The organism is Rhodococcus sp. HNM0563 (assembly GCF_012726195.1).
Lineage (GTDB): Bacteria > Actinomycetota > Actinomycetes > Mycobacteriales > Mycobacteriaceae > Rhodococcus.
Map to the genome: position 1 here is coordinate 342,773 of NZ_JAASAF010000006.1, position 15,128 is coordinate 357,900.

Below are 15,128 nucleotides of genomic sequence, written 5' to 3' on the forward strand. Positions count from 1 at the left end.
CGAACAGCACCCTCCATTCGGTACGACCGCAGCGCGCCCGCGCTCGTCGTCAGCCTAACGTGACGGTGCTGCTTCGAGGCGCCGCACGTCCAGCGAATACCCTGGACTGTTGTGGACAAGACCGGGGAGCAGCGACGCAGGCCCGTCTCGATCGAGGCGAGCGCGCTGACGCGGTGCCGCCACCGGGTGTTTCTCGACGCCACGTTCCCCGAGGAGCTCTCTGCGGCTCCCAGGAACCCGGGCGCTGTCCAACGTCAGGAAGCCGCCGCAGCGCACCGTGAGGCGATCCGGCAGCGGATGTTCGACGCCGACCCCGACGGCTGGGTGCACATCGTCGCGGAGGGGACCATGGCGCAGCGCGCCGACCGGACCCTCGAGGCGTGCCGATCCGGTGCCGACCGCATCTGGGGCGCGGTCCTGCCCATCGAGCCCGACACGGGCCGGCGAGGACGATCCGAGATCCTGCTCCGCGACGCGGAACGCGGCGGCTACATTCCCGTGATCGTCGTCAACCACAAGGTCACCGACCCGGGACGGGGCGCCGTCACCACCGATCTGTTCGGCTGGGCGCCGGCGGTCGACGAGAGCCGCAAGGTGCGGGCGCATTCGGGTGATCAGATGCGTGTCGCGCATCTGTACCGGATGCTCGAACGCCACGGGCTGGCCAGTCCCGCGCAGGTGGCCGGAGCGATCGGATACAACGCCGACTGCATACTCGTCCATGACCTGAGCGCCGTCCTCGACGACTACGACGCGCGGCTCGCCGATCGCCTCGACATCGCGCGCGGCATGGTGCCGACGGCGCCGTCGCAGATAGGGGAGTGCCGCACCTGCCCGTGGTGGGACAGGTGCCGTTCCGAGCTGGCCGAACGGCGCGACGTGTCGCTGGTCGCGCCGGGGCAGCGCGCCGACGTGCTGCGCGAACTCGGCGTCACCACGATCGAGGGACTGGCCGGCTGGACCGGCGAACAACCCGAGGTGTGGCCGCAAGGACCGTTCGAGGACGCGGTCGTGATCGCGAAGGCATGGCTTGCGGAGGCGCCCCTGGTGCGCCGCTACCGGCAGGTGCATGTCGCACGCGCGGATGTCGAAATCGATATCGACATGGAGAGCTACCACGAACACGGCGCATACCTGTGGGGGACGCTGCTCAACACCGACGTGCAGTCGGCGTACAGACCGTTCTCGACCTGGCAGCCGGTGCCCACCACCGACGAGGCCCGGTCGTTCGGTGAGTTCTGGACGTGGTTGTCGGCCGAGCGTCGCGCGGCGGAGCGCCGTGGGAAAAGTTTTGCAGCGTACTGCTATTCGCGGTCCGCGGAGGACAAGTGGTTGTTGTCGTCGGCCCGCCGCTTTCACGGGTACCCGGGTGTGCCGTCCGAAGCGGAGATCAAGGAATTCATCTCGTCGCCGCAGTGGGTGGACGTCTATCAGGCCGTGACAGATCAGTTCGTATGCCCGAACGGTAAGGGCCTCAAGAAGATCGCTCCGATCGCAGGCCACCACTGGCGCGACGACGAAGCGGGCGGCGAGGCGTCGATGGCCTGGTATCGGGAGGCCGTCGGCTACGACGGCGGTGAGCCGGTGCTGTCTCAACGCACTCGCCTGCTCGAGTACAACGAGGACGACGTGATCGCCACCAAAGTTCTGCGCGAGTGGATGAGTGATCGTGCAGTGCTGGATATTCCGCATATCGACGACCTCTGATCCAACCGATCGTGCGTGGTTTCGGTAGTGCCGGCTACCGAAACCACGCACGGGCGGCGTAGCCGCCTACCGCGGCGCCATACGCAGCGCTCCGTCCATCCGGATGGTCTCGCCGTTGAGGTAGTCGTGCTCGACGATCATCTGCGCAAGCTGCGCGTATTCGGCGGGCTGCGCGAGCCGCGACGGGAACGGCACACCCGCTTCGAGACCCTTGCGGTAGTCCTCGGTGACACCGGCGAGCATCGGGGTGTCGACGATGCCGGGGGCGATGGTGTTGACGCGGATACCGAACTGCGCGAGATCGCGTGCCGCGGGCACCGTCATGCCGTGCACGCCGCCCTTCGACGCCGAGTACGCGATCTGGCCGATCTGGCCTTCGAACGCGGCAACGGACGCGGTGTTGATGATGACGCCGCGCTGGCCGGAATCGTCGACGGTGTCGGTCTTGGAGATCGCGTCGGCAGCGAGGCGCATGACATTGAAGGTGCCGAGCAGGTTCACCGTGATGACCGTGCGGAACAGCTCGAGGTCGTGCGGGCCGTTCTTGGACAGGATCCGCCCCGCCCAGCCGACACCGGCGCAGTTGACGACGATGCGCAGCGGCACTCCGGATTCGGTGATGCGTGCAATCGCGGCGTGCACCTCGTCGCCGCTGGTGACGTCGGTGGGAATGAGGGTGACACCCGCGGGCGCGTTGTCGCCGACCCGTTCGATGGACTGTTCGAGATCGAGTCCGAACACCGTCGCCCCAGCCTCGGCGAGGCGACGAGCGGTGGCGGCACCGAGACCCGATGCAGCACCGGTGACGAGCGCGGCAGAACCTTGTATTTCCACAGTCTTGCTCCTGTTCCGGGGGACACGCGTTTCGCGTCGAACCTTAGCGCGACAACGTCCCCGAATCCGCTGCGTTGCTGCTCTGCTGCGCCGGTCGCCGCAGTACGGCAGTGCCGATCAGCGCGGCCACCACACAGGCGCCGGCACCGAGCAGCAATCCGGCACGGCCACCCCACTGTTCGACGACCCATCCGGCGATCGGGCCGCCGATCGCTGTGGATCCGAGGAATGCGACTGCCCACAGCGCCATCACCCGGCCCCGCATCTGCGGCGAGGCGGCGAGTTGCAGGGTGCTGTTCGCGCTCGTCGTGAACGTGACGCTCAGTGCGCCGACGATCACCATGAGCCCGATCAGGACCGGCAGGGACGGTGCTGCGGCCGCGACGGCCATGGCCACGCCGAATGCGAGGGCGGCGAGCACGAGCGGCCTGATGCCCGTGCGACCCCACGTGGCGACGACGAGGCCGCCCACCACGGATCCGGCACCCATCGCGGCGGTGAGGAAGCCGTACGCGCCGGCCCCTGCCTCGAAGGTGTGGTCTGCCAAGACCGGAAGCACAACCTGGAATTCGTATGCGAGACAGCCGACGAGCGCCATCATCGCCAACGGTACGGCCAGATCGGGCGTCCGTCGCACATACGCGAGTCCTTCGCGCAGCTGACCGCGGGCGCGCGCGGTCGGGGGAGAGGGGCGCAGTTTCGACACGTCGAGGGTGAGCAGCGAGGTCACCACCGCGACGAAGCTCGCTGCGTTGAGCAGGAAGCAGATCCCGATGCCGCCCGCGGCGATGACGAGGCCGGCAACCGCGGGGCCGATCATGCGCGAACACGCGGCCAGGGTGGACTGCAGGCTCACTGCGTTGCGCAGATCCTCGGGTCCGACCATCTCGAGCATGAACGACTGCCGCGCCGGATTCTCGAAACATTGGTTGAGACCGAGCCCGAGGGCGAGGACGTACACGTGCCACAGCTGGACGGTGTCGGTGATGACGAGCAGGCCGAGGATCAGTGCGAGCAGCCCCATCGTGGACTGCAGCCCGATCATGAGCTTGCGTTTGTCGGAGCGGTCGGCGACGACACCGCCGTACGGACCGAGCAGCAGCATCGGGACGGTCTGCAGAGCCAGCACGATGCCGATCGCGGTGGCCGATCCGGTCAGTTGCAGGACGAGCCATGATTGCGCGACGGTCTGCATCCATGTGCCGACGAGGGAAATCGCCTGGCCGGTGATGTAGCGACGGAAGTTGGGGCCGCGCATGGCGGCGAATGTGTTTCCACGGATATCGGCGAGGACCGTCAATTGCGCGCCTCGTTTCTGCCGCATCCCATGCTGTCGGCGAGGGCTTCGAGGGCGGGAAGCGCGTCGTGCAGTGCGTCGACGTGATGTTCGTTCAGTTCGGTGAGGTGTTCGGTGAACAGCGCGGTGCGTCTGATCCGCAGTTCTTCGGCGAGCGCAGCGCCGTCGGTGGTGATGTAGGCGAGGACGACGCGTTTGTCGTCGGTGTCCGACGAACGCGACACGAGTCCGGCGTCTTCGAGTTTGCCGAGCATGCGCGAGCACATCGTGGGATTGAGGCCTTCGAGGTCGGCCAGTTCGCGTACACCGACGGTTTTCCGTCGCGCGACGGTGCCGAGGAGGGATGCCTGGGACGGGGTCAGGCTGCCGTCGCCTGCCGGTCGTGAGACACGGCGTGCGATGCGGCCGAGTGCGATGCGAAGGCGGTTGACCTCATCGGGATCGAACGATTCTCTGCTCACCGGTGTGCGCACCTCCAAGTATTTGCCTATCGGCAAGCATATACCTGTGAGTGCCGCGGCGCCGCCGGTCGGCGTCGAAGGTCACACGTGCGTGGCGGGAGCAGCCTTGGTGGGGTCGGTCCGCTTGGTCCGACGGGTGAACAGGAACATGACCAGTGCGGTGACCACGAGGGTGACGCCACCGGCAACGGGGCCGACCGCAGGTGCGTCGGGAGCGATACCGGACCCGAGCATCCACGCGCCGAAGGCGAAGAACAGTGCCGCGGCCCCGAAGCGGATCGCATTGTCCGGCAAATGTCGTCCGAGGAGGACACCCGCGACGATCGCGAGCGCGTCGGCGGCGACCATGCCCACCGTCGACCCGACCCAGACGCCGATCCAGTCGTTGTCGGTCGCGAGCGTGATGGTCGCGAGCATCGTCTTGTCGCCGAGTTCGGCGAGAAAGAACGCCGAGGTGACAGCCAGGAACGCCGACCGGGTGACACGGCCGGCCTTCGACTGCTCATCGTCGTCGAGGGAATCGCCACGCAGCGTCCACGCGCCGAACAACAGGAAGGCGACGCCACCGACGAGTGAGATGGCCACGGTCGGGATCGCGACACCGAGATAATGGCCCACCGCCACCGAGACGAGGTGGACGGCGGTGGTGGCGAACAGGATCCCCGACAACACCACCCACCAGCGATAGCGCAACGCGAATGTCATGGCCATCAACTGGGATTTGTCGCCGAGTTCGGCGATGAAGATGATTGCGAAACTCAGAACGACTGCGGACCACATGAGCGGCTTTTCCTCCTTCGTCTGTGGAGGAATCGGGCTTCCTCCGGACGCCGGACGCGTGGTGCGTCGACGACCGAAGGTCTCGCCCACCGGAGGTCGTCCGGTTCGCCGTGCCGGGCCGATGGCGGCCAGTGTGTCGACAGGGCGATTGGGGGCTACTCCCCTTCGCTTCCACGACACTAGCCCGCGGAAGCTGCGGGTGTAAAGGTAATGCTAAGTTTAGTAGAACCGAACTCTCGTTTGCGGCATAGCGTCATGCCGTGAGCAGCATGGCCAGAACTGCGGTGTCGGGATCCCTGTCGGGATCCACGTTCACCTTACTGACCAGCGACGTCACGGTTCCGTCCGCTTCGGCCTCCACCCATGCGGCGCGATGGTCGAGCCCGAGATACGGCAACCCGGGCAGGAGCACACACCCCGAGGCTGCGCCCGCATTCTCGGGCAACGACGGCGTGGTCTCCGACGGAGGGTGCAGCATGATCAGTGCAGGGGGCTGATGCTGCGCGAAGCATCCCGGCTCTACGGCGGTCTCCCCGAGGACCGGTCCGGCGGCAAGGACCAGCCCGACGGTGCCCGGCTCCGGATCGTCCGGAAGTTCCTCACGGACCCCGAACACCGTCGAGGTCGGCAGCAGTCCCGGCAGCGAGGCCACACGCACGGTCAGCGCGAGCAGCTGTGCCCATTCGCGGGTGGTCGAAGGCCACCGTCCCGTCACTACGAATCCCCGCAGCGACCCACCGGAATGAAACGCGGCAATCCCGATCCGATCCCTCATGGCGTCCCTCCGATCCCTCTCGGGCGATGAGGGAAGAATGCCCGTTTTTCTCGTTGGCACACAAGAGGCGTCGAGTGCCAGGTGTATTCGGTACCCGGTGTCAAGCGTGTGGCCGGCCCGGCACGTCGACACGCAGCCGCACGATCGCCCCGGTGCGTTCTCGCGCCGCGACCTCGGGCTGCCAATTCTCGGCGGTGCAGACGAACAGGTCGCGGCCGTCATGACCGCCGAGTGCCACCGCATAGGGATTCGCGACGGGCACCCGATCGGTGATCGCCCCGGACTGCGACACCCGGATCACCTCGTTGCCGAACGGCGATGCGACCCACACGGCGTCGTCCCGGTCGATGGCGAGCCCGTCCGGGAACACCGACCGATCGAACTCGATCAGCGTGCGACGGTCGGTGAGGGAGCCGTCGTCGCCCACCGTGAATGCGGTGAGCCGGCCCGGGATCGCGCGCGTCTCGGCGACGACGAGCGTGCGACCGTCGGCCGTCGCGACCATCCCGTTGGCGAACAGCAGGTCGTCGGCGACAGCCCGGACCGTTCCATCCGGTTCGACGAGCGTGAGCACCGCGGGCCGGACCGGGTCGGGTGGGGCGCTGCCGTCGCCGTAGTTACCCACATATGCGCGACCGGCACCGTCGACATACATGTCGTTCAGATGCCAGGTCGCGAACCCCGACAGATCCGCATGCGGGGCGAGCGTGCCGTCGGACTCGCGCCGCATCACCGTGCGGGTGTGGCCGACGGCGACGAGCAGGCGCCCGTCGGGAAGGAACCCGAGCCCCGCTGGGTGCCCGTCGATATGGGCGACGATCTCGGACGATCCAGTGGACGGATCCAGGCGATGTACGTCGTTCGCGTACACATCGGAGAACCAGAGGCGGTCGTCGTGCCAACGTGGGCATTCGGGAAATGCCAGGCCGGAGCACACCGTGTCGAGCGAGGGAGTCGTCATGGCCGCACACGATAACTGTCGGCCGGAGGCGATGGTGTCCCGAAACGCTGAATGTCCCGAAACGCTGAAGAGGGCCACCCCGCGGGGTGACCCTCTTCTTCCATGGTGCCGGTGACTAGACGATCAGGCCGGCGGTCTGGGTGCGCGCGCGCTCGAAGCGAGCCTGCACGTCGGCCCAGTTGACGATGTTCCAGAACGCCTTGACGTAGTCGGCCTTCACGTTCTGGTACTGCAGGTAGAACGCGTGCTCCCACATGTCGAGCATGAGCAGCGGGGTCAGGCCGATCGAGATGTTGCCCTGCTGGTCGTAGAGCTGGACGATGATCAGACGCTGCCCGATCGAATCCCACGCGAGGATCGACCAGCCGGAGCCCTGAATGGAGTTCGCGTTCGCCGAGAAGTGATCGCGGAACTTGTCGAACGATCCGAATGCGTCGTCGATAGCTGCTGCGAGTTCACCCGTCGGCTTGTCGCCGCCCTCGGGGGAGAGGTTCTGCCAGAACACCGAGTGGTTGGTGTGGCCACCGAGGTGGAATGCGAGGTCCTTCTCGAGCTTGGTCGCCTGAGCGGCCATGGTGCCGTTCTCACGGGCCTCGGCCAGCTTCTCGAGTGCAGTGTTGGCGCCGGCGACGTAGGCCGCGTGGTGCTTGTCGTGGTGCAGCTCCATGATCTTCGCCGAGATGTGCGGCTCGAGCGCTGCGTAGTCGTAGGGCAGTTCCGGAAGCGTGTACTCAGCCACGAAGGGTCCCTTCTTTGCGGGCCTGTGAGCCCGTTCGATTTTTTCCGTGCCTATATGGGTATCCACCCAAACCCATAACTACACGCTGCGCAACATTCGGCCTCACGCGGGACGTCGTGCCCTACCGGGGACGTGCGGGGAACGGTATGCGCAGAAAACGGAACGGAATCGCCCCTACCTGCACCGACTCTCCGGATCGCGTGTGCGATTGGGAGCGCTGGTGAACGGGACCTTAACATTGTGGGGTGTCACGGCCGCTCTTCGACGTTCCGGCACGCGGAGCCGAGGCACCACGTGTCCAGCTGCCCGGGCTCGACCTGCTGAGATTCCTCGCCGCGATCGCGGTCGTGTACTCGCACATCTGCTTCTACCTGATCGACGATCTGGGCACCGGCTGGTGGTTCATCGACGTCACCCACATCGTGTTGACTCAGGGCGTCGGTCTCAACATGCACCTGTCGTTCGTCGGTGTCTCGGCGTTCATGATGCTCACGGGGCTACTCATCACGCGGTCTGCGATCCGTCAGCCGCCAGGTCAGTTCCTCATCGCACGGGCGGCGCGGCTCGTCCCCGCCTTCTGGGTGTGCATCCTTGCGGCGATACTGCTGGTCCGTTTCGGCATCAACGGCATGTTCAGCGGCCACACCACCGTCACCGGCGGCGAGGCCGCCCTCAGCTTCTTCCTCGGTGCGTTCTTCCTGAAACCGCAGGTGGCGGTGCTCGGAGTCGCGTGGACGCTCGCGGTGCAGATCATGTTCTACCTGTTCTGCGTGAGCGGGCGATCGCTGTTGCGGACCAAGCCCATCGTCATGCCGCTGCTCGGGGCAGCGCTGTGCATGCTCGTGATCATCTACAACCTGTACGTCCCGGAGCCGTACACGGTGCCGTTCCTCTCGAAGATCGCCGCGACGCTGCCCACTGTGTTCCTGGGTCAGATCGCCTATCTTGCGTGGGCGCGGCTGATCTCCGTCCGCGGCTTGCTCGTGGCTCTGATCGCCCAGGTTCAGGTGATCGTTCTCGCCACCGACATGCAGGTGTACTGGGCAGGCAGCCACTATCTGTGGACCATCTGCGTGGTATTCGCGGTCGTGGTCCTGCTGTCCCGGTACGACGGCAGGCTCGGTCGTCTGCGCGTCGTGCACTGGGTCTCGACCCGCAGCTACGCGATCTACCTCGTGCACACGCTCGTCATGTACCGGATCTACGAGAACACCGTCGGATTCGTCGGTATGACAGGTGCCGTGATCTGCCTGATCATCGGTGTCGCGCTGGTCTCCGAGCTGGTATATCGCGGCGTCGAAGTGCCTGCGGCCCGGTGGATCGGCAGCAGGTGGCTGCACGCGAAGCGGCCCGCGGCCGCGGAAAGGGTCGCCGCGCGGACACACGCGTAGCATCGGGTCATGTCCTGGTTCGACGACATCCTCGCCCATGCAGGCTCGAAGTCCCAGATGGTCGCAGCCGAAGTATCGCTGCCCGGACGGTCGGAGCCGATGCCGGTTCCCGAGACGCATCACGTCAACGGTCACCGCATCGTGCCGCCCTTCCCCGAAGGCCTCGCCACCGCCGTGGTGGGTATGGGGTGCTTCTGGGGAGCCGAGAAGGAATTCTGGCAGCTCGACGGCGTGTATTCGACCGCTGTGGGATACGCAGGCGGCTACACCCCCAACCCCACGTACGAGGAAGTGTGTTCCGGTCGCACCGGGCACACCGAGGTCGTGCTGGTCGTCTTCGATCCCGAGGTGATCGACTTCGAGGGGATTCTGAAGCAGTTCTGGGAGAACCACGATCCCACCCAGGGCATGCGACAGGGCAACGACCACGGCACCCAGTACCGGTCGGCCATCTACACGTTCGACGAATCGCAGATCGAGGCGGCCGAGGCCACCGCAGAATCGTTCGCGACGCGCCTCGCGGAAGCGGGATTCGGCAAGATCACCACCGAAATCGCCCCGCTCACCCAGTTCTACTATGCCGAGGACTACCACCAGCAGTACCTCGCCAAGAACCCCAACGGGTACTGCCCGGTTCACGCGACCGGTGTGAGCTGCCCGGTCGGTCTCGGGGCCTAGTAGCGCTGTGTTCAACCGCACAATGTGAGATCGGTTGGCACTCCTTGAATTTCGTTCGGTCGGCGAGCACTCTGGAGGGTAGGAGTGCCGACTGGGGGAAGGGATCGGGGTACCGAGATGACGTCCGCAGCAGGATATCTACGACGCACACGTAGGAGTCTGCGTGGGCGCAGCCCTCTCGTCCGCCGCACCGACCGTGTCGAAGCCCGTGTCTTCTCGTTGCTTGTCGCCGCGATGCTCCTCATGATCCCCGTCGCCGCGATCGTCGTCGTGAACGTCCAGAACACTCAGGTTGCGATGGCGCAGCAGCAACTTGCCGAACGCACCATGGTCACCGCGACGCTCGACGCCGACCCCGTGGTGGCCGACTCGGGCTGGGGAGAGTTTTCCTACATCGCACCCTCGACCGCCCCCGCCACCTGGGAGTTCCGCGGCGTCTCGCACCACGGCGACGTACAGATCACCGGTTCCGAGGGTGCAGGCGACGAAGTGCAGGTGTGGGTGGATCGCGCAGGAGCGGTGACGCTGCAACCGATGAGCGTGTCCGCCGCCGAGTTCTCCTCGGTACTTGCCGGTGTCGCGGTGTACATGGTCGCGCTGGTGACCGCATGCGGTCTGTTCGCACTCGCGCATTGGGGCATCGAGCGTGCCCGCAGCCGCGAGTGGAGCCGGGAAATCGAAGCGTTCCTCGGCTCCACCAGCAGCCACTGATCTAGAGCGCTGCTACCGCAGGCATGACCTCCTGCGCGACGAGTTCGAGGTGGTCGAGGTCGGCCAGATCGAGCACTTGCAGGTAGATCCGCTGAGTCCCGATATCCGCGTAAGTGCGGATCTTCTCCACTATTTCCTCCGGGGTCCCCGCCAGCCCGTTCTCACGAAGCTCGTCGACCTCGCGGCCGATACGCGCGGCACGGCGGGCGATTTCTGCTTCGTCCCTCCCGCAGCACAACACGAGCGCGTTCGACAGTGTCAGCTCGGCGGGATCGCGTCCCGCGTCGCGGCACGCCTGGCGCACGCGCTCGAAGAGGGTCGCCGAGCCTTCCACCGAATTGAACGGAACATTGAATTCGCTCGCATAGCGCGCAGCCAACGCCGGCGTCCGCTTCTTCCCCGCGCCACCGATCACCACGGGGATCTTTTGCTGATGCGGCTTCGGGAGGGCCGGTGAATCCACGATCCGGGTGTGCGCGCCGTCGTACGAGAATTTCTCGCCGACCGGGGTCTCCCACAGGCCGGTGGTGATGGCGAGGGCGTCCTCCAGACGGTCGAATCGCTCTTTGATCGGCGGGAAGGGAATGCCGTACGCGGAGTGCTCCTCCTCGAACCAGCCGGCGCCGAGCCCGAACTCGACGCGGCCGGAACTCATCGCGTCGACCTGAGCGACCGAGACTGCCAGTGGGCCGGGGTGGCGGAAGGTCGCCGAGGTCACGAGGGTGCCGAGCCGGATCGTCGACGTGTCGCGGGCGAGTCCGGCAAGCGTGATCCAGGCGTCGGTGGGGCCGGGAAGGCCCTCGGTGTTCATCGCCAGGTAGTGGTCGGATCGGAAGAATGCGCCGTAGCCGAGCCGCTCGGCAGTCTGAGCGACTGCGAGCAGATCCTCGTAGGTTGCTCCCTGCTGTGGTTCCGTGAAAATCCGTAATTCCATTACTCGATTGTTCCAGGAGTCCACGTACCGGGAATTGTGAGCGGTCTCGAGCGATGAATTCGACGGTTGGGTAACCCTGGGGATGAACCTGTGGAAACTGTGGATAACTCCTGCGCGTGGGCATTGTGGAAACTCATTACGGTATGCCGCGCGGCTGCATCGCATATCGGCGCGTGCCACTATTGGAATCGTGAGTTCTTCCGATGTGCCCACCGTGTCGGTGGACGAGGTTCCCGAACCGGGCCCCGACTCGGTGCTCCTCGACGTACGAGAGGACGACGAGTGGGCGCTCGGGCATGCGCCCGGCGCACTGCACATAGCGCTGGCCGATGTTCCCGCCCGCCTCGAGGAGATCGATATCGACGCCGAGGTCTACGTGGTGTGTCGCCAAGGGGGCCGCTCGCTCGGCGCCGTCGAATATCTCAACCGGATCGGATACGACGCCTTCCAGGTGGCAGGTGGAATGGTCGCGTGGCAGAAGTCGAACCGGCCTCTGACAGGTGACGGCGACGACCCGGCGAAGATCTATTGATGGCCGCCTATCAGATCTGTGTTCGCTGCGAGAGCCGCTGGCCCGTGTCCTACCAGGCGCGCCAGTGGTGTCCCTCGTGTCGCGGTCTGCTGCTCTCACCCGTCGATACCCACGTTGCGGTTCCTCCGAACCGACGAAACTTCCGGTGGGTCGTCCGGTCGCCGCAGAGCAGCTCCGCCGAACGGACTGCCCCCCGCGCCGCACAGCCCACGGCGACACCCGCTTACGACGAGATTCCGCGGTGGGGACTACTCGACCGGCCACGACCGCACGCTGAGGAGCCGACCCGAGCCGAGACGCTCGCCGGCCTGGCACCCACCCTGCTGGTGGGCACGGCAGTGGTATTCGGGCTTGCGGCGGTTGCCGAGCTGGCGCGATACGTGTTGCTGCTGGTAAATCGCACGCGGCTGATCGAGCCCATCGTCCTGGCGTTGTCGGACTCGGCCGTGTGGGCGACCCAGATCGTCGGTCCACTCGTCGCACTCGCTGCCGCGGTCGCGTCGGGTCTACGCCTGATCGAGGTTCGCCGCCGAGTGTTCGCAGAGCACGACACCTCGGATCCCCGGTCGCCGGGTTCGTTGTTGTTCGGTGTTGTGGTGCCCGGCGTCAACCTCGCGCTCCCCGGCGTCTTCCTCACCGAGATCGCCTACGATAGGCCGCGGCTCCTGCGTGCCGTCCGGATCTGGTGGGTGCTGATCGTGTCGAACGCGGTGCTGTTCGTATTCGTGCTGTTCTGGCGTCAGCGCGACTCGCTGCAGGCCAGGGCCGACGCGGTGCTGTTGACCGCCGTCGTCGCCGGCCTCGCCGCGGTGGTCGCATTGGCGACGCTGTACGTGCTCCGATTGTGTGATGGCGCCGACCTGCAGGGCAGGCCACTCCAACAGCGCAGGTTCACCACGGCGACCGGGCCGGTATACGCGCCGATCGCCGAGATCGTGCCCGCCTCCGCTGTTCGGGAGGACGAGCACCGGATTCCGGCGGTGACGCCGTGACCGAGTTCGCGGTGCCGCGTGTCGTTGCCCACCGGGGTTCGTCCGCAGCCAAAGCAGAACACACCTTGGCTGCCTACGAACTCGCGCTCGAAGAAGGCGCCGACGGGCTCGAATGCGATGTGCGGCTGACCCGAGACGGACATCTCGTGTGCGTCCACGACCGCACGATCGACCGGACCTCCACGGGCACCGGTGTCGTGAGCGAAATGACGCTCGCGGAGTTGTCCGAATTCGACTACGGCCGGTCGGGGGAACCCGCGGGCCTGCTCACGTTGGCTCAACTCATCGAACTGATGATGGACTTCACGAGCGTGCCGGTGAAGTTGTTCGTCGAGACCAAGCATCCCGTGCGGTACGGCGCGCTCGTGGAGGCGAAGCTGCTCGCCGAACTGTCGCGGTTCGGGCTGGCGACACCACCGTCAGCGGATTTCTCCCGGGTTGTGGTGATGTCGTTCGCCGCGAGCGCTGTCTGGCGGATCCGTAGACAGGCGCCGTTGCTGCCCACAGTCCTGCTCGGAGAGACGTCCCGTTACCTCGGCGGCAGTGCCGCCACAACGGTCGGTGCCACCGCGATCGGCCCGTCCGTTGCGACATTGCGTGAACACCGCGACCTCGTCGACAGGGCTGCTCTCGCAGGTCGGGCCACCTACTGCTGGACGGTCGACGAACCCGAAGACGTGGAGTTGTGCCGCACACTCGGGGTCGGCTGGGTGGCCACCAATCACCCCGGACGCACCAAGGCTCAACTCGACGCGGTGCCCGGCGTGTAGTTTTGCGCCGTGGCGAAGAAGAGCAAGAGAAACAGCGGACCCAAGCCCGGCAGCAATCGCGCTGCCAAGCTCGAGCAGCGCAGGCTCGAACGGGAAGCAGCGTCCGGCGCGTCGTCCCGACCGTTCGAGGGCCTCGCGCTCGAACTCGACCTCGTGGCGTTGCGGGAGTTCGTGCCGTCTGCACTCGTCGACCTTCCGGTCGCGGGCGGCGGACGCCGAGTGATCGGCGCAACCATCCTCCCCGGCGGTGTCGCGGCACTTGCGCGTGAAGAGGGCGACGAGGTCGTCGGGTACGTCGGACTGCAGTTGGCGACGTTCGGCCCCGATCCGGCCGGCGAACTCGGTGCGGCACTGGAGTGGGCCCTCACCGCTGAGCCCGGGACGTCGTTGAAGGTGGCAGAGCCGACAGCAGACTCGGCGCGCCTGCAGGATCTGCTCGTGGCCGACGAGCTTCCGTCGATCACCGTGCACCAGGATTTCCAGTGGTGGATCCCTGAAGGTGTCGAGGCTGCTCCCGATGTCGCGCAGACGCTGCAGCAGGCGAACGCCGCTGTGATGCCGTCGGCACGTCTCGACGGTGAGGGTCTCGTCGCCGCGTGGTGGGTGGATACCGGAGAGAAGGCGCACCTGCGCTGGATTCGGCCCGAGGACGAAGACTCGCTGATGACGGCGCTGTCGCGGGTGCATGCTGCCGGTGGTCTGCATCTCGGTGAGGGTTCGCGGTTCGCGGGTTCGTTCCGCACGCACGGCCTGCTGGTGCCCGTGTTCGATCTCGATCGTGAGAAGCATCCCGACGAATGGGTCGCGGCGACGCTCGAGCTCGATACGCGCCTCGCTGCGGCGCTGGGCGACGAGTCGCCGCTGACCGTCGCCGAGCGGGGCTCACGCGACGGCCTGCGAAGCCGCCAGGTCACGCTGCGCTGACCCAGAATGGCCGAATGTCACCTTCATACAGTCGGACTGAACGAAGGTGACATTCGGTTTGTCGGCAGCGGGGCTGGCTAGATGCTGCCGCCTGCGGCGAGCGGAGCGTTACCGTTCCGCCCTGCGGTCTTCGAGTTGAGCTCGCGAGCGACGAAGTCCTCGAGGTTGAACAGATTCTCGCCTGCACGATCGGCGACGGTCAGCAGCGTGGTGACGGTTGCGACCTCCTCGACCTGCTCTTGCAGGAACCACTGCATGAACTGCTCGCCGAGGTAGTCGCCCTCGTCGCGGGCGGTGCGAGCGAGTTCGACGATCTGTTCGGTGACGGCCTTCTCCTGCTCGAGCGCCAGCGCGATGGGCTCACGGGCACTCTCGAACATCGATTGGCAGGCATCGACGCCGGTGAGGTCGACGGCGATGTCGCGATCGAGGAAGTACTGGACGATCATCATGGCGTGGTTGCGTTCTTCGACCGCCTGCGCGTAGAAGTGCTTCGCGAGCTGCGGGAGATCCGCGTTGTCGTAGAAGATCGCGATCGCGATGTACTGATGCGATGCGTTGAACTCGTTGCGAATCTGGTCGTGCAGAAGCGACTGGAATTTGGTCGTACGAGATTCGCCCATTGTTGTCATGGCTGCGACG

17 protein-coding genes are annotated in these 15,128 nt (G+C 66.1%); 8 read left to right on the forward strand and 9 right to left on the reverse strand.

Annotation, left to right across the window (positions count from 1 at the left end):
- Positions 1–111 precede the first annotated feature (111 nt).
- Positions 112–1,707 carry a TM0106 family RecB-like putative nuclease gene (locus tag HCA61_RS16230; RefSeq protein WP_169689200.1) on the forward strand — a complete coding sequence of 532 codons (1,596 nt, stop codon included), beginning with the start codon at positions 112–114 and terminating at the stop codon, positions 1,705–1,707.
- Between the two features lie 66 nt (positions 1,708–1,773).
- Here the strand turns inward: HCA61_RS16230 and HCA61_RS16235 are convergent, their stop codons facing one another.
- The 7 genes from HCA61_RS16235 to HCA61_RS16265 all read right to left on the reverse strand — a co-directional run bounded on the left by HCA61_RS16235 (position 1,774) and on the right by HCA61_RS16265 (position 7,554).
- Complete coding sequence (locus HCA61_RS16235; protein ID WP_169689201.1) at positions 1,774–2,541, reverse strand: SDR family NAD(P)-dependent oxidoreductase; 768 nt, start codon at positions 2,539–2,541, stop codon at positions 1,774–1,776.
- Between the two features lie 43 nt (positions 2,542–2,584).
- Positions 2,585–3,841, reverse strand: coding sequence for an MFS transporter (locus tag HCA61_RS16240; RefSeq protein WP_206040214.1), 1,257 nt, complete (start codon positions 3,839–3,841; stop codon positions 2,585–2,587).
- Positions 3,838–4,254: a MarR family transcriptional regulator gene (locus HCA61_RS16245; protein ID WP_169689353.1), complete on the reverse strand. Its 417-nt coding sequence runs from the start codon at positions 4,252–4,254 to the stop codon at positions 3,838–3,840. Before HCA61_RS16245 ends, HCA61_RS16240 begins: the two co-directional genes overlap by 4 nt.
- A 126-nt stretch (positions 4,255–4,380) precedes the next feature.
- Positions 4,381–5,079, reverse strand: coding sequence for a TMEM165/GDT1 family protein (locus tag HCA61_RS16250; protein ID WP_169689203.1), 699 nt, complete (start codon positions 5,077–5,079; stop codon positions 4,381–4,383).
- A 253-nt stretch (positions 5,080–5,332) separates the two neighbouring features.
- The gene (locus tag HCA61_RS16255) at positions 5,333–5,854 is read right to left on the reverse strand and encodes a peptidase (RefSeq protein ID WP_169689204.1); all 522 of its coding nucleotides are present in this window, start codon (positions 5,852–5,854) and stop codon (positions 5,333–5,335) included.
- 100 nt (positions 5,855–5,954) lie between these two features.
- Complete coding sequence (locus HCA61_RS16260; RefSeq protein WP_169689205.1) at positions 5,955–6,815, reverse strand: SMP-30/gluconolactonase/LRE family protein; 861 nt, start codon at positions 6,813–6,815, stop codon at positions 5,955–5,957.
- 115 nt (positions 6,816–6,930) lie between these two features.
- Positions 6,931–7,554: a superoxide dismutase gene (locus tag HCA61_RS16265; RefSeq protein WP_169689206.1), complete on the reverse strand. Its 624-nt coding sequence runs from the start codon at positions 7,552–7,554 to the stop codon at positions 6,931–6,933.
- A gap of 245 nt (positions 7,555–7,799) precedes the next feature.
- On the opposite strand from HCA61_RS16265, the gene HCA61_RS16270 reads away from it, so the two are divergent.
- From HCA61_RS16270 to HCA61_RS16280, 3 genes are all read left to right on the forward strand, one after another.
- On the forward strand, positions 7,800–8,945 hold the full coding sequence (locus HCA61_RS16270; RefSeq protein ID WP_169689207.1) for an acyltransferase: 1,146 nt from the start codon (positions 7,800–7,802) through the stop codon (positions 8,943–8,945).
- 9 nt (positions 8,946–8,954) lie between these two features.
- The gene (msrA, locus tag HCA61_RS16275) at positions 8,955–9,623 is read left to right on the forward strand and encodes a peptide-methionine (S)-S-oxide reductase MsrA (protein WP_169689208.1); all 669 of its coding nucleotides are present in this window, start codon (positions 8,955–8,957) and stop codon (positions 9,621–9,623) included.
- A 117-nt stretch (positions 9,624–9,740) separates the two neighbouring features.
- Positions 9,741–10,334, forward strand: a complete 594-nt coding sequence (locus tag HCA61_RS16280) for a hypothetical protein (protein ID WP_240959613.1) — start codon at positions 9,741–9,743, stop codon at positions 10,332–10,334.
- A 1-nt stretch (position 10,335) separates the two neighbouring features.
- Here HCA61_RS16280 and HCA61_RS16285 read toward each other — a convergent pair whose 3' ends face one another.
- On the reverse strand, positions 10,336–11,268 hold the full coding sequence (locus tag HCA61_RS16285) for an LLM class F420-dependent oxidoreductase (RefSeq protein WP_169689209.1): 933 nt from the start codon (positions 11,266–11,268) through the stop codon (positions 10,336–10,338).
- Between the two features lie 190 nt (positions 11,269–11,458).
- Here HCA61_RS16285 and HCA61_RS16290 point away from each other — a divergent pair, with 190 nt between their 5' ends.
- From HCA61_RS16290 to HCA61_RS16305, 4 genes are read left to right on the forward strand one after another with little or no spacing between them, the layout of a single operon-like run.
- Positions 11,459–11,800 (forward strand): rhodanese-like domain-containing protein, encoded by a 342-nt coding sequence (locus HCA61_RS16290; protein WP_247273681.1) that lies wholly within the window; start codon positions 11,459–11,461, stop codon positions 11,798–11,800.
- Positions 11,800–12,792 carry a DUF4328 domain-containing protein gene (locus tag HCA61_RS16295; RefSeq protein ID WP_169689210.1) on the forward strand — a complete coding sequence of 331 codons (993 nt, stop codon included), beginning with the start codon at positions 11,800–11,802 and terminating at the stop codon, positions 12,790–12,792. Before HCA61_RS16290 ends, HCA61_RS16295 begins: the two co-directional genes overlap by 1 nt.
- A complete protein-coding gene (locus HCA61_RS16300) occupies positions 12,789–13,562 on the forward strand; it encodes a glycerophosphodiester phosphodiesterase (protein ID WP_169689211.1) in 774 nt (257 codons plus the stop codon). Before HCA61_RS16295 ends, HCA61_RS16300 begins: the two co-directional genes overlap by 4 nt.
- Before the next feature lie 9 nt (positions 13,563–13,571).
- Positions 13,572–14,486, forward strand: coding sequence for a DUF5926 family protein (locus tag HCA61_RS16305; RefSeq protein WP_169689212.1), 915 nt, complete (start codon positions 13,572–13,574; stop codon positions 14,484–14,486).
- Between the two features lie 77 nt (positions 14,487–14,563).
- Here the strand turns inward: HCA61_RS16305 and HCA61_RS16310 are convergent, their stop codons facing one another.
- The gene (locus HCA61_RS16310) at positions 14,564–15,118 is read right to left on the reverse strand and encodes a ferritin (RefSeq protein WP_169689213.1); all 555 of its coding nucleotides are present in this window, start codon (positions 15,116–15,118) and stop codon (positions 14,564–14,566) included.
- Between the last annotated feature and the right edge of the window lie 10 nt (positions 15,119–15,128).

What these genes read in the sequence shown, in the direction of transcription:
- HCA61_RS16250 (WP_169689203.1), bottom strand. Translation starts at nt 5,079, where the DNA reads ATGTGGTCCGCAGTCGTTCTGAGTTTCGCAATCATCTTCATCGCCGAA.
- HCA61_RS16255 (WP_169689204.1), bottom strand. Translation starts at nt 5,854, where the DNA reads ATGAGGGATCGGATCGGGATTGCCGCGTTTCATTCCGGTGGGTCGCTG.
- HCA61_RS16260 (WP_169689205.1), bottom strand. Translation starts at nt 6,815, where the DNA reads ATGACGACTCCCTCGCTCGACACGGTGTGCTCCGGCCTGGCATTTCCC.
- msrA (WP_169689208.1), top strand. Translation starts at nt 8,955, where the DNA reads ATGTCCTGGTTCGACGACATCCTCGCCCATGCAGGCTCGAAGTCCCAG.
- HCA61_RS16280 (WP_240959613.1), top strand. Translation starts at nt 9,741, where the DNA reads ATGACGTCCGCAGCAGGATATCTACGACGCACACGTAGGAGTCTGCGT.
- HCA61_RS16285 (WP_169689209.1), bottom strand. Translation starts at nt 11,268, where the DNA reads ATGGAATTACGGATTTTCACGGAACCACAGCAGGGAGCAACCTACGAG.
- HCA61_RS16295 (WP_169689210.1), top strand. Translation starts at nt 11,800, where the DNA reads ATGGCCGCCTATCAGATCTGTGTTCGCTGCGAGAGCCGCTGGCCCGTG.
- HCA61_RS16310 (WP_169689213.1), bottom strand. Translation starts at nt 15,118, where the DNA reads ATGACAACAATGGGCGAATCTCGTACGACCAAATTCCAGTCGCTTCTG.